This is a genomic window from Brumimicrobium glaciale (genome assembly GCF_004152935.1).
Taxonomy (GTDB): domain Bacteria; phylum Bacteroidota; class Bacteroidia; order Flavobacteriales_D; family Crocinitomicaceae; genus Brumimicrobium; species Brumimicrobium glaciale.
The window spans coordinates 71,759-94,478 of sequence record NZ_SETE01000009.1 but is presented as its reverse complement, the minus strand read 5'-3'; the positions used below and the strand labels follow the sequence as shown (position 1 = coordinate 94,478).

Below are 22,720 nucleotides of genomic sequence, written 5' to 3'. Positions count from 1 at the left end.
GGGAAGGAAGAAAGGAAGAAAGGATTACGCGGAGATTCGCAGAGGAGCAGAGATTCGCAAAGAAGAAAAAAAGAGAAGGAGAGAGAAAGGTGACGCAGAGGTTAGCTGAGCGTTGCATTGCGATGCACTGAGCTTGTCGAATATGATTCGCAAAGAAGAAAAAAAGAGAAGGAGAGAGATTTCCATAAACCTTCCCTAATTATTCACAGTAAAGAAGATGATGTTATTCCTTTTGAAATGGGGCAAAAGATTTACAATAATGCAAATCAACCTAAAGAATTTTTCGAAATTGAGGGCTGTCATATCTGTGGATCGAGATTATATAATGAAGAAATTGCTGAGAAGATCAAGATGATGTTGGAAAATATAGAGTAAGAAGATTTGGGCGTAAATTACTCATCACATTTCCAACAACTTAACAACAATTAAAGCTTAATTTAGTATCTTATGCATTATATTCTTTCCAGAATTTAGAATAAAAACTCATGAAATTAATTTCCTTAATAACTTTAGTCTTTTTGCTACTCTCCTCTTGCAGCTTCGATAGCATGTTTTTATATCCAACACAAATTCCTGCTGAAGCAAAAAACTTAACCATCAATACGCCAACTGATACGACGATAATTTATATTGACTTCATAAATTTTCAGCCTACTTTTCGCAGACCAAATAACGATATTATTGATTTGAGTTATACTATCGAAAGTGTAAAATTCGAAAGTGATAACGGCAATATGCTGAATGGTTGGATGATTAAATCTAAAACTCAAAAAGCGGAGACTACACTACTCCATTTTCACGGAAATGCCGGATTTATAATTGAGCAATACAGAGCTTTATCTCCTTTGCTAGATTATGGTTTTCAAATTTTCATCATTGATTACAGCGGATTTGGATTCTCAGAAGGAAAAGCAACAAGAAAAAATGTATTAATGGATGGAAATTCAGCATTAAAACATTTGGTTTCTCGACCAGATATAAAAAACACTAACCTTGTGATTTATGGTCAATCTTTGGGTGGTCATCTAGCAGCTGTCGTGGGTGAACAAAATCAGGATTTAGTTGATGGTATCGTAATTGAAGGAGCATTTTCTTCTCATAAAGATATTGGAAAAGAAACCGCTGGATTTTTTGGTAAACTATTCGTTCAAGAACAATATAGTGCTTTGGAATCCATCCAAAACTTTCACAAACCAGTGCTTATAATTCATAGCAGTGAAGATGATGTAATTCCGATTGCATTGGGAAGAAAAATTTATGATCACGCGAATGAACCTAAGGAGTTTTATGAGATTGATGGATGTCATATCTGCGGACCGAGATTGTATCATGAAGAAATTGCTGAAAAGATTCAAAAAATGATCAAATAATCTCTAGAAATATTTTATCATTTTTCATTTTCAACTTTTCACTTTTCATTTTCCCTAAAACAAAATCCTCAATCAAAACAAAAACCTTATTTTAGCTCAGATTTTTAAAATGACAAATAACAAGATTATTACCTTATATACAAACTTATGATTCAAGTAGAGAACATACGCAAGGAGTTCGAATTAACCAAAAAACAGCAAAAGGAAAACAATACTAAAGATAAAGTAGCATTGGCTGTTGATGATGTCAGCTTTGAATGCCAACCAGGACGCATTTTTTCATTGTTGGGACCAAATGGAGCTGGGAAAACCACAACGCTCCGCATGTTGGCTGGAATTTTAAAACCTACATCAGGTTCCATTAGAATAAACGGAATAGATATTCAGAAAAATCCTAACGAAGCCAAGAAAGACATTGGTTTTTTGACAGGTTCAACAGGATTGTACGAACGTTTAACTGCCAATGAAATCATAGAATATTTCTCTAAACTTTATGGAGTTTCTAGAGAAGATTATGAAGAACGCAAAGAAAATTTGTACACTTTATTGGGAATGCATGATTTCCAAGACAAGCGTATCGGAAGATTGAGCACTGGAATGAAACAAAAAGTTTCGATTGCAAGAACAATGATTCATGATCCTAAAGTGGTGATTTTTGATGAACCAACAAGTGGTTTGGATGTTATCACTGCCGAAAACATCATAAAATTGATCAGCGATTGTAAAACACAAGGAAAAACAGTCATCTTCTCTTCTCACATTATGAGTGAAGTAGATTTGTTATGTGATGATTTAGCGATTATCCACAAAGGAACAATTGTTCACAGAAGCAGTATGCATGAATTCCGTGAGAATATGCAAACCAATAGTTTAACTGCAGAGTTTATCCGTGTAATCAACGAAAATAATTAAGCCATGATATTTACAATATTTAAAAAAGAATTAAAAGACACTTTGCGTGATCGCAGAACGATTATCGCAATGATTGTTGTTCCTGTTTTGGTCTTCCCAATACTTTTAGCTTTATCCACTACGGTGACCAAATACTTTGACGATAAACAAAAAGAGGAAGTCTTAAAAATCGCTGTAGTTTCAGAAGCTACAGACAATCAATTTACGCAAAGACTTTCTGCGATTCCTGATTCTTTAGGGCCCAAAGATTTAATTTTCCGTCAAGACACAGTTGGCTTAAAGAAAGAAATCAGTATTGATTCTATTCAATTGGCATTTATTATTCCAGCGAGCTTTGATCAAGACCAAGATTCAAATCTACAATCTACAATTCAAGTCTACCACAAAGGAGTTAATCTCGGAAACAAAGACCGTGTTAAAGACTATCTTGCAATAATTGAAAATACATTGCTGCAGGAAAGATTTGAAAGATTAAACTTAGACAAGCAACTCATAGATCCGATTGATGATCAATACATCGATATTTCAAGTAAAAAAGAGGTAATTGGTAAAATCGCTGGTGGCTTCCTCCCCTATCTCTTCATCATCTTTGGTTTCATCGGTTGTATGTATCCAGCCATTGATTTATTTACCGGTGAAAAAGAGAGAAAAACACTGGAAACACTTTTGACAACTCCTGTTCCCCGTTGGAAAATCCTTATTGGTAAAATGATGGTTATTTCACTTTCTGGAATAGCGGCGGCGGTATTTGCGCTTGTTGGAATGTTCGCAGGTTTACGCCTATTCAACATCGTTAACATTCCAGGGTTAAGTGCCGTTATTGATGGAATATTAACTCCACAATTTATCTTAGGATTATTGGTTTTACTCTTGCCTTTAACGATTTTCTTCGCAGGTATTATAATACCAGCAACGATTTATGCGAAGTCATTCAAAGAAGCACAAAGTGTTTTAACGCCTGTTAATTTCATCATTCTACTTCCTGCATTCGTTGGAATGTTGCCCAACATTGAATTGGATTACACCACAGCATTTATTCCGATCGTAAATATCGTTTTAGCCACCAAAGAAATAGTTGCTGGAACGATAGATCCAATATTGTTGGTCATCAGTTATTTGGTGATGGTTGCTGTAGCGGCGATTTCAGTATTGTTTTCTTATAAGAGGTTTGGTAAGGAAAGTAATATTATTAGTTAGGGGTAGATTAGAAAATCGCTATCCTCGTTTGATTGATAGATATTTTATTTTTGGAAGCATGGCTTAGGCTGTGCTTTTTTTTTTGGCTAAATTCTTATTAACATCATGCAATTCAGCCATTCTTTAGACCATTTTCCTGACGTCGGGAAAATGGTCTAATCTGATGTTTTTAATTCAAAAAAACCATGACCACGCTAAATTTAATGAGCCAAAGACAACTTAAAAAATAATTCAATGAAGGGATGAAATATATAAAAACTCACTTATAGATTATCTGAAATAATATTCAAATTCAATTAATTTCTATACCATTTTCCTGACGTCGGGAAAATGGTCTAATCTGGTGTTTTTAATTCAAAAAAAACATGACCACGCTAAATTTAATGAGCCAAAGATAACTTAAAAGATAATTCAATCAATGGGTCAAATCTATAAAAACTCACTTATAGATTATCTGAAATAATATTCAAATTCAAATAATTTCTATACCATTTTCCTGACGTCGGGAAAATGGTCTAATCCGGTGTTTTTAATTCAAAAAAACCATTACCACGCTAAATTTAATGAGCCAAAGACAACTTAAAAAATAATTCAATCAATGGGTCAAATCTATAAAAACTCATTTATAGATTATCTGAAATAATATTCAAATTCAAATAATTTCAATACCATTTTCCTGACGTCGGGAAAATGGTCTAATCTGGTGTTTTTAATTCAAAAAAACCATGACCACGCTAAATTTAATGAGCCAAAGACAACTTAAAAAATAATTCAATGAATGGATGAAATATATAAAAACTCACTTATAGATTATCTGAAATAATATTCAAATTCAAATAATTTCTATACCATTTTCCTGACGTCGGGAAAATGGTCTAATATGTACTTAAAAAATCATAAAACCCGCTTCTATACTAATCTTTCCGATTCAAAAATGGCATCAATTAAACTTGCAAAATCTATAAGAGATTTACACGAATAGTATTCTTCACTCCCCACTTCACTTATATAAACATTCACCATTCCTGCATTCTTTCCAAATTCCATATCACTTAAAGAATCTCCTACCATGATAGATTTATGAAATTCAACACTTGGAAAATCTGATTTTGCCTTTTCAGCCATTCCGATATTGGGTTTTCTCAATTGATTAGCTGCACTTGCTAAGTCCGGCGCGAAATAAACTTCATCTATGTTTCCACCGTTCTCTTTTACACTTGAAACAACTTTGTCGTGTACAACTTTTAAATCTTCAACGGACATTAAACCTTTGCCTATGCCCTGTTGATTGGTTACGATGAATATTTTATGAAAGTATTTGTTCAATGTTGAAATGGCTTTCAAAGCTCCCGGTAAGAATTCTAGTTCATCGAGGTTTTTGACATAATCATTGTCCCTTTTCTTATTGATTACGCCGTCTCTGTCCAAAAACAAAGTCCATGATTTGTCAATTTTAAAGAAGGAGCCAATTTCAGTTTGTGCTTTTTGGAAATCAGATGGAATTCCTATATCTAAAAAGTAGCCATTCATTAAGAATCCAAGCATTTTAGCATCATTCACACAGGCTTCGAAATAATCTTTTTCAACAGAGAATTTTTGTGGCCATTCTCTTTCGGTATAAGATTTTACATTGAAAATATAGAGTCCAGCATTAATTATACCTTCCGAGATTGGTTGTTTTTCAATGAAATTTGTAATCCTCGATTGCTCATCTAATTTTACCGTTCCGTAGCGTTCGAAATTTTTCATTCTTTTCAACGCCAAGGTAACATCTGCCTTGTTCTCTATATGAAATTGCAGTTGTTTTTGAAGGTCAGTCACCACGAGAGAATCACCATTCGCAACAACAACATTTTCGCTATTTGTAAAACGCATCGCATTTTTAATCGCTCCTCCAGTTCCTAATAGCTCTTTTTCAATCGCGTATAGAACATTGCAATTCTTGTAAGAATCCTTAAAATGTTCTTGAATTTGTTCAGATTTATAGCCAATTGAAAGAACGAAGCTTTTCACACCTTGTGCAATCAATAAATCCATTTGATACTCCAAAAATGGTTTCTCTTGAATTAAAGCCATAGACTTCGGCATTTGTTTTGAAACATTTTTTAAACGCGTTCCTAAGCCTCCTGCTAAAATAATTGCCTCCATAAATCGAATTGTTTAATTTTAATCTTGCGGAAAAAGTCCTTGTTCTACTATTTCACAAATTGAATGTCCAATTAACATGTGACACTCTTGAATACGTGGAGTATTTGTAGAAGGAACATTAATGAGAATATCACAATGTTCTTTCATTTTACCGCCGCTTTCTCCAGTGAAACCAACTGTCAACATTCCTGCTTTGTTGGCTTGAATTAATGCGTTAATTACGTTTGTAGAATTTCCAGAAGTAGACAATGCAATTAATACATCACCTTTTCTCCCCATGGCTTTTATCAATCGTTCGTAGACAACATCATACGAATAATCGTTTGCTACGGCTGTCATGTAAGAAGTATTCACATGCAAAGCTTCAGAAAATAACGGTGGACGATCATAGTAGTATCTACCAGAAAACTCGGCAGCTAAATGTTGTGCATCGGCAGCTGAACCACCATTTCCGCAGAATAAAACTTTTCCGTCTTTCTTGTAGACTTCAATGATTTTATCTGATAAATCTGCAATTTTTTCAACCATTGAATTATCGTCAAACAGTTTTTGTTTGACTTCGATTGATGCTTTTAAATTATTTTTTATTGTTGACTTGTCCATGATTCTAATCCATTATTTTGAAAGCGGTAACGTTGCCATTTAACACCAATATCTCCCAATGCTTTAATCACATTGAAGCGACTATTGAACGGACAGTAGAAAATCATAAATCCTCCACCACCAGCTCCTGAAATTTTCCCTCCAGTTGCTCCAGCTTCAATTGCTGTGTCGTAAATCGTATTGATTGCATCGTTTGAAATTCCGCTTGCTAGTTTCTTTTTATTTTCCCAACTCACTTGCAAAGGCTCTTCTATTTTCGATAGATTTCCTTTCAGAATTGCTTCTTTCATTTTGTAGGCTTGTTCCTTTAATTGATGTGAAGCCAAAATAGCGTCAGATCCTTTCTTTTCGAAATTAGAACGTTGAATATCAATTATACTTGAAGATTCCCTTTGTGTTTCTGTATAAAACAGCAAAAGATGAAATTCGAGATCTCTTAAAACCTGAGATTTAATTCGCAGTGGATTCACAACAACTCTATTGTCTTCATAGAATTCCATAAAATTCATTCCACCGAATGTAGCAGCATATTGATCTTGCTTCCCTCCTGCCATTTGCAAATCCTCCCGTTCAATTTGAACAGCCAATTGTGCAATATCATATTCACCTAAAGGCAAACCTAACCACTCCACAAAAGCTCCAATACAAGCCACAACAAGTGTCGAAGAAGTTCCTAATCCTGAACCTGTTGGAACATCCATCGTAGTAATAATCTCACAAGGCAAAGGTTTCTTCACGAAGTCTTTTACGATGCGATTATACACACCAATTTGCAATTTTAAATCTGAAATTTCTTCTAATACTTCCGTTGCTTTAAATTCGTGTCGAACACCATTATTTATGGCATTGATAATTACTTTATCATCAGTTCTAGGAATGATCACAACTGTTGCATGTAAATCGATTGATGCATTTAAAACTGCACCACCAAATTCATCTGAATAAGGCGAAACATCTGTTCCTCCACCAGCGATTCCGATTCTAAAAGGGGCTTTACTTATGTATTTCATCGTCCTTAAAGTTATTGATTTGATTCAATTTTATTGTATAATGAGAAGATATTATGAACTAAAATTTCCCAACTGTATTTCTTTTTCTCTTCTATAATGTGCGCTATCATTCGTTCTTGCTGATTCTCATTGAAATACCTCAAAATCGCTTCCGCAAGTAAAGATTTATCCACTGGAACCACATACCCCACTTTTCCGTCTGGACACATTTCCTTTAATCCACCAACATCTGTTACAATCATTGGTTTATTAAAGTGATAGGCAATTTGTGTTACACCACTCTGCGTAGCCGTTTTATAAGGTTGAACCACTAAATCCGAAGCACAGAAGTAATATTTCACCTCTGAATCTTGTATGAATTTCTCAACGTGGATTATCTTATCCTCCAATTGATATTTTTCAATCAATTCTAAATATGGTTTTTTATCTGTGTAATATTCCCCAGCAATAATCAATTTAATATTCTTGTCCTTTAATGCTTTTTCAGCAAAGGCCTCCAATAATACATCAAGTCCTTTATACTCTCGAATTAATCCAAAAAACAACATGTATTTGTACTTTGGATCTAATTTAAGATATTCAAGAGCGACTTCTCGCGTTACCATTTCTCCAAAGTTATCAAAGATAGGATGTGGCGAAATCAGACTAGGCTTTTCGGTATCAAAGAAAGATAAATCATCATGTACTTTCTTAGACATAGCAACAAACCCATCAATAGGTTTCACAAAGTATTTGGTGAATGGCTTATCTCCAATTCGAGATTCATGCGGAATAATATTGTCGAGAATTGAAATGACTTTCGTGTGCTTGTTCTTTTTCGCTTGTCTTAAAATAGTTCCAAAAGCAGGTCCCATAAAAGGCAACCAATATTTACAAATTACAAGATCTGGCTTAGCTTTTTTCAATTCATTCCCCACCTTCAACCAATTAAGTGGATTTACAGAATTAACCGCTCTAACAATGTTGAGTTTATAGGTCGGCTCCTCTTCTAAATATTGCGTTTTACCTGGGAATAAGAATTTCGGATACTGTAAACTAAAGGTGTAAATTTTCACCGTGTGGCCTTGCTCTTCAAAAGCTTTTGCCAATCGTTCATTATATGCAGACAAACCGCCTCGGTAAGGATATGCTGAACCAATAATTACAATATTCATAGAAAGGTAAAAATTACTATTTGCTTTAATATTTTGGAGAATGTTGTAGAAATACCTCCATTGACAAACATCATGATTTTTTTTTAGAAAAAGGTTAAAATATGGGGGAAATGTGGTAGGATAACAACAGAATTGATGTAAACTCCTTACTCAAAACTCACTACTCTCTGTTGATTACTCACTACTGTTTTATGAATTATCATCTTAAAGACATAAAAAATCAATGAATATCCTTAATTTTATGGCACGAAAATAATTAAGAAAAGATATGATAAAAAAGGTAGCGGTTATTGGTGCTGGGACAATGGGGAATGGTATTGCTCACGTTTTTGCACAATTTGGATATGAAGTTTCTATAGTTGATATCTCACAAGAATCTTTAGACAAAGGAATGGCAACGATTGAGAAAAACCTTGATCGTATGGTGAGTAAAGAGAAAATTAGTGCAGAAGATAAAGCAGCGACATTAAGTCGTTTAACTACATTTACTTCAACAGAAGAAGGTGTTAAAACTGCAGATTTAATCGTAGAAGCAGCAACGGAAAATGAAAGTTTAAAGTTCAAAATCTTCCAACAAATTGATAAAGCAGCTAAACCTTCTGCAATTTTAGCAACAAATACTTCTTCTATCTCAATTACGAAAATTGCAGCAGTGACTTCACGTCCAGACAAAGTAATTGGAATGCACTTTATGAATCCAGTTCCTGTAATGAAATTGGTTGAAATTATTCGTGGTTATTCTACTTCTAATGAAGTTACAGATTTAATCATGGAGACTTCAAGATCATTGAAGAAAACACCAGTTGAGGTAAACGATTATCCAGGATTCGTTGCAAACCGTATTTTAATGCCAATGATTAACGAAGCAATCATTACATTAAACGAAGGAGTTGCTGGAGTTGAGGAAATCGATACAGTAATGAAATTAGGTATGGCACACCCAATGGGACCGTTGCAATTAGCTGACTTTATTGGTTTAGACGTTTGTTTAGCAATTATGGAAGTATTGCACTCTGGATTAGGAAATCCTAAATACGCACCTTGTCCATTGTTAGTAAACATGGTAGCAGCAGGTAAAAAAGGAGTGAAATCTGGGGAAGGTTTTTATGATTGGAGCCATGGGACGAAGGATTTGATTGTTGCTGATAACTTTAAGAAGTAGAACATAAATTTCACAATGACAGCGGACGATTTACAAATCGTCCCTACATTGTAACTTCGGATAATGATTGCTTTTTAATATTTGAATTTTTCAATCCTTGAATCTTTGAATATTTACAATTGGAACAATGATAACGGACGATTTACTAATCGTCCCTACATTGTATCTTCGGATAATGATTGCTTTTTAATATTTGAATTTTTCAATCCTTGAGTCCTTGAATATTTACAATTGGAACAATCATTGTGTAACAAAATCACTTCTTAAACGTTATCAAACTATGAAATATACTGTTTTACTCTTTATTTTCGTTTTATTCTCTCTTACGTTGTTCTCACAGAAGAACGACGCTCAATTGCGTGAAAAAGAAAATGAACTTTCTTTAATCTTGAATGAGTTAAGATCTACTAAAGGAGATGAGGAAATAAACAAGCTAAATGAAAAGTTTAAAAAAGAATTTGGAAAGGCCTTAGCTACAGAAGGTGCTTTTGATTTTCCGTTTATTTCTCTCAAAACAGTTGGAAAAATACATTCTCAGGACAAATTGGTACGTGTAATTACATGGAATATTCAATACGAAGATTTATCTCACAACTACTTTTCTTTTATCATGAAAAAAGATGAAAGACGAGACCGTGTTTATATCACAGAATTGCAACGTCAAAGGCAACCTTTCATGATGATTAAAGACGAAACGGTTACAGATGAAAATTGGTATGGCGCTTTGTATTATGAAATTATTGATGTTGAACGCAGAAATAGAATGTACTATACTTTATTAGGTTATGACGCTAATAATCAAGTAAGTTCTATAAAATTAATCGACGTTTTATATTTCACTGGAAGCAAACCCAATTTCGGTTATCCTTTCTTCGACACCAAGGAAGGCCGTGCAAGAAGAGTCGTTTTTGAGCATGCCAACAAAACAACAATGTCTTTGAAATATGACTCCCAAAGAGATAAAATCATCTTCGATCACTTAACACCAGAAGCACCAGGATTAAAAGAATTTAGATCTCATTACATTCCAGACATGTCTTATGACGCTTACAGTTGGGACGGTAAACAATGGAATTTAGAAGAAGACATTATTGCAATTAACAAAAAGGAATCGGATAGAGTTGAATTGAAAGCCTATGATTCAAAACTTGATTCTGTGGTAACAATTCCAATGAAAAAGAAATGGATTAATCCCGAAGATCCTAATTCTGCTATTAGTGGTGGTAGACATCAAGCCATAACTCCAGAAGATGTTGAAGAAGGTAAGAATAAAGGAAAGAATAAAAAAGAAAAAGCCGCTGAAAAAGCGAGAGAAAAGAAAAATGGTGAGAATTACTCTAATATTAAAGGAGGTAAGAAGCGAAAGAAAAGAAGATAAAAGAAGGTGTTAGCTTTTCATATTTTAAAGTCAAAAAGAGAAGATAGAAGAGGAAGTACAGAAGTAGTTATAGGTTTTTAGAGACAAATTATTTATGCTTTAAACTTGGTTATTTGAATATTTAAAACTGTTTTTAGTTTGTAATCATATAACAACACCATGCCAACCATTAAAATAATAGACTCAATTAAGATTGACATATATTCTAGAGAACATCCACCACCTCATTTTCATGTTTTGTAAGCCGAATATGAGGAATTAATTGAGATTGAGTCATTAGAAACATATATTGGCAGTATTCCCAAATCCCAAAGAAAAAAAGTCGTAAATTGGGCTGAAAATAAAAAGGATTATTTAATGCGGATTTTTCAAAAATCAAATCCAAGATTATGAGAAAAAAACAAATTAAAATACCGAGAATAATTAAAATTGAGAAGGTAGATTATCTAACCATTCAATGCATGTTCAACAATGGTGAAAGCAGACTTCTTGAATTTAAGGAAGATATTTATAGACTGGAATATTACTAAAGAGGACACTGAACATAAACTATTAAGTAAAAACGCTTTTAATAAAGTTGAATTGAGAAACTTTACGCTATCATGGCCAAATGTGGTAATAGAAATAGAAAACGAAGCAGGTGAGATAATGAAACTTCCTTACGAAATTGGTCCAGATGTTTTATATGATTTAAGTCAAGAAATTGATTCAGATGAAACCAAATTTGGTTCTTTAATTAAATCTGCAAGATTAAAATCTGGATTAACTCAGGAACAACTAGTGCTGTAACTCATAAATAACGGTGCTTAAATTTTTTCTTTAGACAAGGCAAAATTTTCAAGCATAGCCATAGTTACGGTTTAAAATTTTAACGAAGTATAAGGGAAAAAGAGGAGTGAACCGCAGCAAAGCAAGCTCATGAAACCCTTTTGAAATTTATATGATTGAATAAATAAGCGATGGAATTTATGAATTACAGCACTAGCCATGAGAAGCGGAACAACAAGGTTTTATATCTCCAGAGTTGAAAATAATAAAACAGATGTTGAATTATCTACTTTACGCAGGATCATCGAAGCTGGATTAGGAAAAAACTTAAAACTTATCATAGAGTAATCTACTTTTATAAGCATCATTCTTACCTTTTCAATATCCTAAAACCTCCTCAGACCAATCATATTTCTGTAACGAATACCCCATTTGTTTTGCCCCCTATTCCGGTTGGTATAATGAAAAAGAATAACTATCTTTGCTCTCTAAAATTTTAACCTTATGTCAAAAAACACAGTCCTCAAAGAGGAAACTAATAAAATAGATTTCGAAAGCTTCAAAAACGAAGTAATTGCTGATTATGAATTGGCATGTGTTTCTCGCGAAGCTTCTTTGTTAGGTCGACGTGAAGTGCTTACTGGAAAAGCAAAATTTGGTATTTTCGGTGATGGTAAAGAAGTCGCACAAATTGCATTAGCAAAACAGTTTAAAGATGGTGATTTTAGATCAGGTTATTACCGTGATCAAACCATCATGATGGCAATTGACCAATTGAATGTTCAACAATATTTTGCTGCTTTATATGCTGAGACTGATGAATCATTAGAGCCAGCTTCTGGTGGTCGTCAAATGGGTGGGCATTATGCTACACGTAACATTGACGAAAACGGTGAGTGGAAAAACTTGATGGAACAGAAGAATAGTTCTGCTGACATCTCTCCTACTGCTGGTCAAATGGCTAGATTATTAGGATTAGCACAAGCATCAAAAGTTTACCGTAATCACGCTGACTTAAAAAATATAGAAAAATTTAATTCATTTTCAAATGGTGGAAATGAAGTAGCATTTGGTACAATTGGTGACGCAAGTACATCAGAAGGTCAATTCTGGGAAGCGATGAACGCTGCCGGAGTTTTACAAGTACCAATGGTAATGTCAGTTTGGGATGATGGATTTGGAATTTCTGTTTCTAAAAAATTCCAAACAATAAAAGAAAGTATTTCTGAAGCTTTATCTGGATTCCAACGTACGGAAGATAAACCAGGATTTGAGATTTTCAAAACTAAAGGTTGGGATTATCCACACCTTTGTGCAACTTACGAAAAAGCTGTTAAAATAGCGCGTGAGCAACATATCCCAGTTTTGGTTCATGTTGAAGAAGTAAATCAACCACAAGGACACTCTACATCTGGATCTCACGAGAGATATAAAGATGAAGCGCGTTTGCAATGGGAGAAGGATTTTGATGCTGTTGCAAAATTCAAAGAATTCATCCTTGGTTTTAAAGGAGAAAACGGAGAAACACTTGCTACAGAAGAAGAATTAGATGCAATTGGAAAAAGCGCTAAGAAAACAGTTTTAGATCAAAAGAAAGCTGCTTGGGCCGACTTTAGAAAAGGAACAGGTGCTGATTTTGATGCGGCTATTCAATTGATGAAGAATGTGGCTAGTGAAAGTTCAAATGGAAACTTCATCAGCAAAGAAATTGAAACATTAGAAAAAGCGTTTGAACCAATCAGAAAAGATGTGTTCAATACCTTAAATAAAGTATTGCGTTTGGTTAGAGGAGAAAACGGTTCAGCCCGCACTCAATTAATCAGCTGGTACAAAGGAAAATTAGAAGAAAATAGAGCCCGTTATGGTTCTCACCTTCACTCTGCTTCAAAGTATGCAGTAGAGAATATTGAAGGAATTGCACCAACTTATGGTGATGATAAAAAAATGGATGACGGACGTATGATTTTACGTGATAACTTTATGAAGTTATTTGAAAATCACCCAGAAGTAATCACATTCGGAGAGGATACTGGAAAAATTGGTGGTGTAAACCAATCAATGGAAGGAATGCAAGATAAGTTTGGTGAAGTGCGTGTTTCTGATACTGGAATTCGTGAAAACACTATTCTTGGTTCAGGAATTGGAATGGCAATGCGTGGACTTCGTCCGATTGCAGAAATTCAATACTTAGACTACTTATTGTATGCTATCCAGGTAATTTCTGATGATTTAGCAACTTTACAGTACAGAACAAAAGGAGGTCAAAAAGCACCTGTTATTATTCGTACCCGTGGACACCGATTAGAAGGTATTTGGCACTCTGGAAGTCCGATGGGAATGATCATTAACGCTGCTCGTGGAATCCATGTTTGTGTTCCTAGGAATATGACACAAGCTGCTGGGATGTACAATTTATTAATTGAAGCGGATGAGCCAGCTTTGGTAATTGAACCTTTAAACGGATACCGTGTTAAAGAAGCAGTTCCAACGAATTTAGGTGAATACAGAATTCAATTGGGTAAAGTTGATATCGTTAAAGAAGGAACCGATTTAACTATGGTGAGTTATGGTTCTACATTTAACATTGCAGCTGAAGCAGTCAAAGAATTAGAGAAAGCAGGTGTTAGCGTTGAATTAATTGACGTTCAAACATTATTGCCTTTCGATTTAGACCACGCGATTTCTAAGTCATTAGAAAAAACAAGTCGTCTAATGATTGTTGACGAAGATGTAACAAGTGGAGCATCAGCTTATATTTTAGATCAAATTTTAGTGAAGCAAAAAGCATATTACTTATTGGACAGCGAGCCTGTTACTGTGAGTGCAAATGACCACCGCCCAGCTTATGGAACGGATGGAGATTACTTCTCTAAACCAAATATCGATGATATCTACGCGGCTGCATACAATTTAATGCATGAGGCAGATCCAAAAGAGTTTCCTTCTTTTTTGGACTAGTATCAGAGGTCTCTCAAGTAGCAGCATATAATTAGTTTATATCGCAATTGAAAGATAAATGATACGATAATAAATAGTTAAAGCATAATTTACAAAAAAGAGCGTTTCGAATGGAACGCTCTTTTTTTTGCATTAAATATTAAAACAATGCTGCTGCTAGCTTTTAACTCGTGAGCATCATTGTTTTAATTGTCAAAATTCTTATATTCACAAAAAAGTCAATATTAAAATGAAAATATATCCATTAAATACAGGGAGTTTTAAGTTAGATGGTGGTGCAATGTTTGGCGTTGTTCCCAAAACATTGTGGTCTAGAACAAATAAACCTGATGAAAATAATATGTGTAGCTGGTCAATGCGAAGTATGTTAATTGAAGATGGAGATAGACTAATGTTGATTGACACTGGAATTGGAGATAAGCAAAGTGAGAAATTCTTTTCTTACTATTATTTATTTGGTGATGACTCTTTGAAAGGGAATCTTAAGAAATTAGGGTTTTCACCAGACGACATTACGGATGTATTCTTGACTCATTTGCACTTCGATCATTGTGGAGGAGCTGTAGAAAGAATTGGAGAAAATAGTTATCAGCCTGTATTTAAAAATGCAACTTTCTGGAGTACAGAAAAGCATTGGAAATGGGCAACTGAACCTAATGCAAGAGAAAAAGCTTCGTTTCTATCTGAGAATATTTTACCAATTCAAGAATCTGGTCAATTAAAATTCGTTACAAGAAAAGACGATTTTAGTAAAGATGTATTTAAGGATATTGACTTGCTATTTGTAGATGGACACACTGAAAGTCAAATGATTCCACACATTCGTTACAAAGGAAAAACTTTGGTTTTCATGGCCGATTTACTACCTTCAGTGGGACATATTCCATTGCCATTTGTGATGGGTTATGACACTAGACCTTTGTTAACACTCAATGAAAAGGAAAAGTTTTTAATAAAAGCCGCACGAGAAGAATATATATTATTTTTAGAGCATGATTATGAAAACGAATGCTGTACTTTAAAAGAGACAGAAAAAGGAATTCGTTTAGATCAAACGTTTAAATTTGACGAACTTTTTTAAAATATCAACACTTAATACATTATCATGGATCAATACATTCAAGAGTTATTATTACTTCACTCAAAAATTATCTTGCCGAAATTTGGCGCAATAGTTATTGCAAATGAGGAAACTGGGGAATTATCATTTAATGAATACCTTAGTTATGATGATGGAAAACTTTCCAACAAATTAAAAAGTGAATCTAATATGGATTTACAAGAAGCACAAAATACTGTTGCAAAATTTGTTCGTGAGTTAAAATTACAATTAAATAAAGGAGAAACTTATTCTATTTTTCAACTGGGAGAATTCAGTAAAGATAAGGATGGTTCTTTTATTTTTGAAGGCAATATCAAAGCAGGTGGAAAAGCTGAATCTGATAATTCTAGTAAACCTACTCCAACTCCAACAGGTGTTGTTCCACCAAAAAAGGTAGAGAGAGAAACTCCTGTTAAAAAAGAAGAGCCTAAAGAACCGGTTAAAAAGGTTGTTGTCGTTGCAGATTCAACTCCAAAGGAGAAGGCAACTGATAACTCTGAAGTTAAGAAAAACGTATATATCGAGAAAAATACGGATGTAAAACCTACTCCTATTCCAACTCCTAAAAATGAACCGCAAACGATTATTGTAGAAAAGAAACGAAGAAAAGGATTCTTATTTTGGTTTTTACTATTTCTGGTTCTTCTTATTATTACTGGAACTACCCTTGTCATTATGAATCAAGATAAAGTTGAGGAATACATGGGCTGGACAATGTTTGATAAGAATAAAAGTGATAAAGATGCATTAAAAGAAAAACCAGTTGAAGTTAAAGAAAAAGTAGAAACAGCAATTGTACCTGAAGAGGAAATTATACCTGATGAAGAAACTGTAATGGTTGAAGAGCCAGTCAAAGAAAATATTACCCCTGTAACACCATCTACTGGTCAACATCATATTGTGGTTGGTTGTTTTGGAGAGAAGAAATATGCTGACAAAATGGTAAGTGATTTCAAACAAAAGGGTTTTGATTCTAAAATAATTAGTCAATTAGGAGGATTATATTTTGTTGCAGCACAGAGCTATCCAACATTCCAAGCTGCAAATTCAGATTTATCACGTGTTAGACAAGAAGTGCAAGGAGCTTGGCTTTATAAAAACTAATTTTAAAATTTAAACATATCTATTCATTTAGAAATGAGCGAATCAAAGAAAATAATTGATGTAAAAAAAGTTATTCATGAAAAGAATCCAAAGCTTTTAAAGTTTTTACCTGGATTTATAGTACGCTATCTTCAGCGTATTCTTCAAGAAAAAGATGTGAATCAATTTGTACATGATCACAAGAAAGATACACCGATAGAATTTTGTCTATCTGTGATGAAGAAATTCAGCATTAATTTAGACTACGAAGGATTAGAGAATGTTCCTGAAAAAGGTGGAGCTATTCTAGCAATGAATCATCCTTTGGGCGGAATGGATGCTATGGCTTTGGTAACAGTAGTTCATGAGAAACGTCCAGATGTAAAATTCGTTGTGAATGATGTCTTGATGCATTTAGAAAATTTACAACCGATTTTTGTTGGAGTAAATTTACATGGTGGAAATGCTGCTGCATCTTTAAAGAAGGTCGATGAAACTTTTCAAGGAGATGAGTTATTGTGTATTTTTCCAGCTGGATTGGTGAGTAGAAAAACCGACGGAAAAATTGAAGATTTAAAATGGAAAAAAACATTTGTAACGCGTTCAATTAAATACAACAAAACAATTATTCCAGTTCATATTGATGGAGAACTCACAAACTTCTTCTACAACATGTACTCAATTCGAAAGAAATTAGGTGTAAAAGCCAATATTGAGATGTTATATTTAGTGAATGAACTGTATAAACAACATAATAAAAAAATTAAAATTAAATTTGGAGAACCTTTGTATGCTGCGGATTTTGACGAATCCAAGTCCCATGATGAATGGGCACAATATGTAAAAGGTAAAGTCTACGAATTAAAAGATTGATATGTCAGCTAAAGAAGAAAAAATAATAGATCCTGTAGATCGTGAACTCATTAAAAGTGAATTGACTAAAGAACGTTATGGTCGAGTAACGAGAAAAGGAGACAATGAAATTTATATCCTGAATCACCATAACTCTCCAAATACAATGAGAGAAATTGGAAGATTAAGAGAATTGTCTTTCCGTTCTGCTGGTGGTGGAACAAAAAAATCGATTGATATTGATCAATATGATACTTGTGAAAAATGCTATGAGCAGCTTATCGTTTGGAGTCCAGAAGATGAAGAAATAATTGGAGGTTTGCGTTTTATCAATTGTGAACTCATTTTACCTGATGATAAAGATGCATTCATTCCAATGAGTACTTCACATTACTTTAATTTCTCGGACCAATTTAAAAGAGATTTTCTTCCTAGCGCAATAGAATTAGGAAGAAGTTGGGTTCAACCGATGTATCAACCTTCTGTAAATCCAAGAAAAGGATTATTTGCATTAGATAATTTATGGGATGGTTTGGCTACACTTACTGTGGTTTTTCCAAAACTGAAATACTTCTTTGGTAAAGTTACGATGTACCCAGATTATCATGAGGAATCAAGGGACTTCTTGTTGTTCTTCTTACAGAAATATTTCCCAGACAAAGAAGGTTTGGCGACTTCAATGTTTCCATTAGAACAATCTTATGATGAAGACAAATTTACGGCGCTATTGGAAGGATTAGACTTTAAAGAAGGTTATAAAGTTTTGACACATTTCGTAAGAGAAAACGGAGAGAATGTTCCGCCATTAATGAATATATACATGCACCTCTCTCCTACCATGCGTTCATTTGGAACAGCAGTAAATCCAGATTTTGGAGGAGTTGAAGAAACGGGAATTGTGGTTACGATTGCTGATATTTATGAAGATAAAAAGGAAAGACATATTGCGCCATTGTTGAATCTGTAAAAAAACCGACGGTAGAGATGCAATGCATTGCGCCTTTACCGTCGGTTTTTTTACTAACGATAATTCACGCTATACCTTTTTTTATCTTTGTCCATTACCCAAAGATTATTTGCATGTAAATGTGATATTCCATCATAAATAAACGGAACCATTATTTCATTTTGATCATTTATAACGCCATACTTTTTCCCTCGGTTTACAATCCAAAGATTTTCCTTTGGTCTGTCCCAATGACCTAGAAAACGGATAGAATCATATTGACAAGCAATAACTTCATCTCCACTTAAATTAACAATTCCCCATTTATCTTTATCTTGCACTTGAAAAAGAGGTCGATCTCTTTCAATTCTAATTTCATTGAATTTTCCAGCAATAATATCCTTCTTTGAAAAATCCATAATACCAGCCTTACCATTCTTGAGGTAAATTAAATACTCTGGATTTCGAGGATATCTTTCAAGTTTGTCATATTTAAAATCAATTATGTTATTAAATGAGCTATCTATTACACCAAATAGCTCATTCTCATTCTTTACAATTATTTTATTATCACTAAATGAAATTTCATCATATATGTCGGCCTTCTCTCGAACAATCAAGTTTTTCTGTTTAAAAATAGAATCATTTCTTAAGCGAAAATCCTCATAAAACATTGGAGTTATCTGTTTACTTTTCTCATACCTAATGGGTAGAACCATTCTATTCGTTAAAGTATTCAAAACCCCAATGTGATCTCCAACTTGGATAGTAACGTAATTATCAATCGCTACATTAAAATTTTGAACTTTCCAATTCGGTTTTAAGTTGTCATTTTTCTTCTTTTCCTCTTCAATGTTAATACAATAGAAAGCTCCGTTTTTCAACACCAAAAAGGTTGAATCATCGATATATTGAGCATAATCATATTCTAATGGAATTTCTATTTCATAATTTTTATTTAAGAATCCGAATTTACCGTTCTTGTTCACTTGAATTAAATCTCCCACATCATTGAACATTTCATATTGAGGCGCTACAATTTCTATAAATGATGAATTTAGCACTCCTTTCTTCCCATTCTTTTTTACTTTTATTTTTCGATTATCATACTCCCCAACATCTTTATATCTACCGAAGTCAAAAATTTCATCATATCCATTTAATTTGATTAAGCTATGATTACTCGAATTATATAGTGCAACTATAGAATATTGGTTCTTGTAATTATCCTCTTTCTTAGTATTTAAAAAATAAATATCGAATTTTCTGTCTGGATAAAAATCAGACTTTTCTTGAACAATTCTATAACTATCGTAAACCAAAGGCACAATAATTTCCAAATCATAATTTATGATTCCCCATTTTCCATTTTTACTAACAATGAGGTTTTCATGCCATGGAATAATTTCATTGTATTCAAGTGGTATTTTCACACTACCCAAAGAATCTATTAAACCGAACATCAAATTAACCGATTCTTTATTGAATCCAAATGGAACAAAGCCGTTTGGAACTTTTCCCGAAGAATTGTCAAATACTTTATAATGACCTTTAAAATTGAATAAATAATCACCACTGTATGCCCAAATACCTTGGTATATATAATCTTGACTAATGTGGTAAGGAAAGAAGTTCGCGAATTTACTTTTGAAATTTAGTGGGACTTTCCTAAAGTGCTTTGTTAGGCTAATTAAATCAAGATCAGAATTAAAAGCTTTAACAATTGATCCTAAAGTATCCCTAAAAAAATATTCATTTCCAAAAGACATTGGAATCATATCAGAATATGACATTGCTCTAGGTTGAGATTGCCCCAAGTGATACACTTTCTTATCTCTAAAGCCAATATGATCAACTTCGATCATTTGCACTCCCTGATAAAATGGATAGTAAACAGTATCTGGATATTGCGGCATTTTAGGCATTTTAGATTGTAAAGCCTCTTTAATCGTTAAACCGCTCATTCTAACCTCTTCGATTTGAGAATAGATCAGACCACTACATAAAAGTAAAGTACTGAATAAAAATATTTTCATGTCTCAATTTTTGAATTTATAATGTTTGATTGGCTCCTACTGCAAAACAATCTTCTTCACATACATTTTCTCTTCATGCGCAAATGTCACCAAGTAAATTCCTCTTGCGTATTGGGCGATGTTTGTTTTTAATTCACGGTTTTTCTTAAGATCTGTAAAACGATTCATGATTTTTCCTGTGATATCCGTAATGAATAATTCACTGATATCTTCACTTACTTTAATGTTCAAATCACCTTGTGTTGGATTCGGCCAAACATTCCAATCCAAAGTAATCAAAGAATCATTTGCTTCTGGACCTTGGTTTTCATCAATTGTTGTTTCTTCATCACAATCTGCAATAAAAGAATAAGTATCGATAATTCTAACCATTAAATCATTGAGTAATTCCACCTCATATTCATCAGTTGATGGTTCGATGTGTTTATTACCAATTCCACTGTGGTTGGTCAAGAAAGCATAAGTTCCATTCGTTCCCAACGCAAAACAACGCATAAGATATTCTGTATCTTTTCTGATTCCACTAGCTGCTAATGGAACAATTCTAATTCCTTTTGAAGCTGCTTTTCTTGCAATGTCTTTTAACTGCTGACGAATTTCTGGAGTGTTATGAGGTGGCGCATCTAGGACCAAGAACAAAATACGTGTTCTTGCAGATGCACTCCATTTCAAGCTATCTAAAGCTTCGTTCATGGCAATTTCAACTGCTTCTTCGTAATCTCCTCCTCCACCAGCACTTTGTTGTGTAATGAAATCAATGGAAGAAGAAAGTACATCTGTGAAATCGTGACGGCGTGTTACATATTCATCGCTATTGTCACGGTAAAAAACATTTCCAAAGTTAAAAGTCAATTCTGGATGATCGTTTTTAGATTTGAAAATCACGTGATTCAATTCTGCTTTTAGGTAATTAATCTCATCTCCCATTGAACCTGTTGCATCCACCACAAAAGCGATATCTACTATATCTGAAGAGCCACAGTCAGAATTGATAGTTAAAGAATTTACTCCATTTTGAAAGCTCGTTAATCGGCGAATAGTATGAGATTTTCCATTATGAGACACAAGGGCAGTTGCATTGTTATTCCAAACATCAGTTAATCCCATTTTACCCCACAACTCCGCTTTTCCAGTATTATCAGTGCGACTTTCATAACGAACAGCTTTACTTTCGTCGAGTAACTGCACTAAAGCATCAACAATTGGAAATCCATCTTCATTTTTTAATTGAACCGTATAACGTTCAGAGAAGAATAAATCCCACTTTTGCTGATAAATTGAAAGTTCATTAGCTGCGATATCATTCCACATTTCCCATTTAGCAAAATCATTGACTTCTCCCGCTGTTAAAGACCCTGATTTAATATCTTTATCGCTTTTCTTATAATCAGAATCTCGGGGTTCATCAAAAGAAGTGATGGAAGGTTTAATTGAAATAGAGGACACTTCTCGGATAGCATCGACCTTTATTTCCTCTCTGATTGCATCGCCAAACATTAGTTTTTCCTCTTTAGAGTAACTGTAAGATTCAGTAGATTCGACTTTTGGCATGTCATATCTTGGAGCGATATAGCCATCTTTTGTAGCCAAAGCAAAATCATCTTTTTCATCTCCTTTTACGTGAATGTTTTTCACCAATTTCTCGTGTCCTTCATATTTGAATTCCACACGGTAATATCCAGTATCAAGTTTCACATTGAAATTTCCCAAGTGATCTGTTAAGACAGAAGCGATTTTCTCTTTTCCTTTATAAATATCAACGTTTCCATAACCTAGAGAAGCGATATTTCCGGAATTCATATTTCCACTGATCGATTGACCAGCAGCCGTAAATGAAAATAGTATGATGAATAGAAAGAAGGATAGATAAAAGCTGTTTAAATTCTTCATGATTTTTGTTTTGATACCGACTTGTACACTTCAAGTTTGAATCGGTTCAAAAGAAAAATATTTTTATCATGTTTTGAGTGAATGAATGAAATTTGTCGCAAGATTGATAATAATTATTCAGATAAAAATTTAACGATAAAATCGAGGTGTC

At 33.7% G+C, this 22,720-nt stretch carries 17 protein-coding genes; 11 read left to right on the top strand and 6 right to left on the bottom strand.

Annotation, left to right across the window (positions count from 1 at the left end):
* Positions 1-485: 485 nt before the first annotated feature.
* From ERX46_RS16885 to ERX46_RS16875, 3 genes are all read left to right on the top strand, one after another.
* A complete protein-coding gene (locus ERX46_RS16885; protein ID WP_130095044.1) occupies positions 486-1,370 on the top strand; it encodes an alpha/beta hydrolase in 885 nt (294 codons plus the stop codon).
* Between the two features lie 147 nt (positions 1,371-1,517).
* Entirely contained in the window at positions 1,518-2,282 is a 765-nt protein-coding gene (locus ERX46_RS16880) for an ABC transporter ATP-binding protein (protein ID WP_130095043.1), read from the top strand.
* A 3-nt stretch (positions 2,283-2,285) separates the two neighbouring features.
* Positions 2,286-3,479 carry an ABC transporter permease subunit gene (locus ERX46_RS16875; protein ID WP_130095042.1) on the top strand — a complete coding sequence of 398 codons (1,194 nt, stop codon included), beginning with the start codon at positions 2,286-2,288 and terminating at the stop codon, positions 3,477-3,479.
* A 909-nt stretch (positions 3,480-4,388) separates the two neighbouring features.
* Here the strand turns inward: ERX46_RS16875 and ERX46_RS16870 are convergent.
* The 4 genes from ERX46_RS16870 to ERX46_RS16855 are packed head-to-tail and all read right to left on the bottom strand — an operon-like array spanning position 4,389 to position 8,394.
* Entirely contained in the window at positions 4,389-5,627 is a 1,239-nt protein-coding gene (locus ERX46_RS16870; RefSeq protein WP_130095041.1) for an HAD-IIIA family hydrolase, read from the bottom strand.
* A gap of 18 nt (positions 5,628-5,645) precedes the next feature.
* A complete protein-coding gene (locus ERX46_RS16865; RefSeq protein ID WP_130095040.1) occupies positions 5,646-6,230 on the bottom strand; it encodes a D-sedoheptulose-7-phosphate isomerase in 585 nt (194 codons plus the stop codon).
* Entirely contained in the window at positions 6,212-7,240 is a 1,029-nt protein-coding gene (locus ERX46_RS16860) for a GHMP family kinase ATP-binding protein (protein ID WP_130095039.1), read from the bottom strand. Before ERX46_RS16860 ends, ERX46_RS16865 begins: the two co-directional genes overlap by 19 nt.
* A gap of 11 nt (positions 7,241-7,251) precedes the next feature.
* Positions 7,252-8,394, bottom strand: a complete 1,143-nt coding sequence (locus ERX46_RS16855; protein ID WP_130095038.1) for a glycosyltransferase — start codon at positions 8,392-8,394, stop codon at positions 7,252-7,254.
* Between the two features lie 271 nt (positions 8,395-8,665).
* Here ERX46_RS16855 and ERX46_RS16850 point away from each other — a divergent pair, with 271 nt between their 5' ends.
* The 8 genes from ERX46_RS16850 (at position 8,666) to ERX46_RS16810 (ending at position 18,664) form a co-directional block, all read left to right on the top strand.
* Complete coding sequence (locus ERX46_RS16850) at positions 8,666-9,556, top strand: 3-hydroxyacyl-CoA dehydrogenase family protein (RefSeq protein WP_130095059.1); 891 nt, start codon at positions 8,666-8,668, stop codon at positions 9,554-9,556.
* Between the two features lie 280 nt (positions 9,557-9,836).
* A complete protein-coding gene (locus ERX46_RS16845) occupies positions 9,837-10,934 on the top strand; it encodes a hypothetical protein (RefSeq protein WP_130095037.1) in 1,098 nt (365 codons plus the stop codon).
* Positions 10,935-11,405: 471 nt separating this feature from the next.
* The gene (locus tag ERX46_RS16835) at positions 11,406-11,723 is read left to right on the top strand and encodes a hypothetical protein (RefSeq protein ID WP_130095036.1); all 318 of its coding nucleotides are present in this window, start codon (positions 11,406-11,408) and stop codon (positions 11,721-11,723) included.
* Between the two features lie 483 nt (positions 11,724-12,206).
* The gene (locus ERX46_RS16830) at positions 12,207-14,660 is read left to right on the top strand and encodes an alpha-ketoacid dehydrogenase subunit alpha/beta (RefSeq protein ID WP_130095035.1); all 2,454 of its coding nucleotides are present in this window, start codon (positions 12,207-12,209) and stop codon (positions 14,658-14,660) included.
* A gap of 229 nt (positions 14,661-14,889) precedes the next feature.
* Positions 14,890-15,741 carry an MBL fold metallo-hydrolase gene (locus ERX46_RS16825; RefSeq protein WP_130095034.1) on the top strand — a complete coding sequence of 284 codons (852 nt, stop codon included), beginning with the start codon at positions 14,890-14,892 and terminating at the stop codon, positions 15,739-15,741.
* A 24-nt stretch (positions 15,742-15,765) separates the two neighbouring features.
* Positions 15,766-16,866 carry an SPOR domain-containing protein gene (locus tag ERX46_RS16820; protein WP_130095033.1) on the top strand — a complete coding sequence of 367 codons (1,101 nt, stop codon included), beginning with the start codon at positions 15,766-15,768 and terminating at the stop codon, positions 16,864-16,866.
* A 33-nt stretch (positions 16,867-16,899) separates the two neighbouring features.
* Positions 16,900-17,718 carry a 1-acyl-sn-glycerol-3-phosphate acyltransferase gene (locus ERX46_RS16815; protein WP_130095032.1) on the top strand — a complete coding sequence of 273 codons (819 nt, stop codon included), beginning with the start codon at positions 16,900-16,902 and terminating at the stop codon, positions 17,716-17,718.
* A gap of 1 nt (position 17,719) precedes the next feature.
* A complete protein-coding gene (locus ERX46_RS16810; protein WP_130095031.1) occupies positions 17,720-18,664 on the top strand; it encodes a GNAT family N-acetyltransferase in 945 nt (314 codons plus the stop codon).
* A gap of 53 nt (positions 18,665-18,717) precedes the next feature.
* Here ERX46_RS16810 and ERX46_RS16805 read toward each other — a convergent pair whose 3' ends face one another.
* Together ERX46_RS16805 and ERX46_RS16800 are read right to left on the bottom strand one after the other, a co-directional pair.
* Entirely contained in the window at positions 18,718-20,679 is a 1,962-nt protein-coding gene (locus ERX46_RS16805) for a WG repeat-containing protein (protein ID WP_130095030.1), read from the bottom strand.
* A 36-nt stretch (positions 20,680-20,715) separates the two neighbouring features.
* Entirely contained in the window at positions 20,716-22,569 is a 1,854-nt protein-coding gene (locus tag ERX46_RS16800; protein ID WP_130095029.1) for a T9SS type A sorting domain-containing protein, read from the bottom strand.
* Positions 22,570-22,720: the final 151 nt, after the last annotated feature.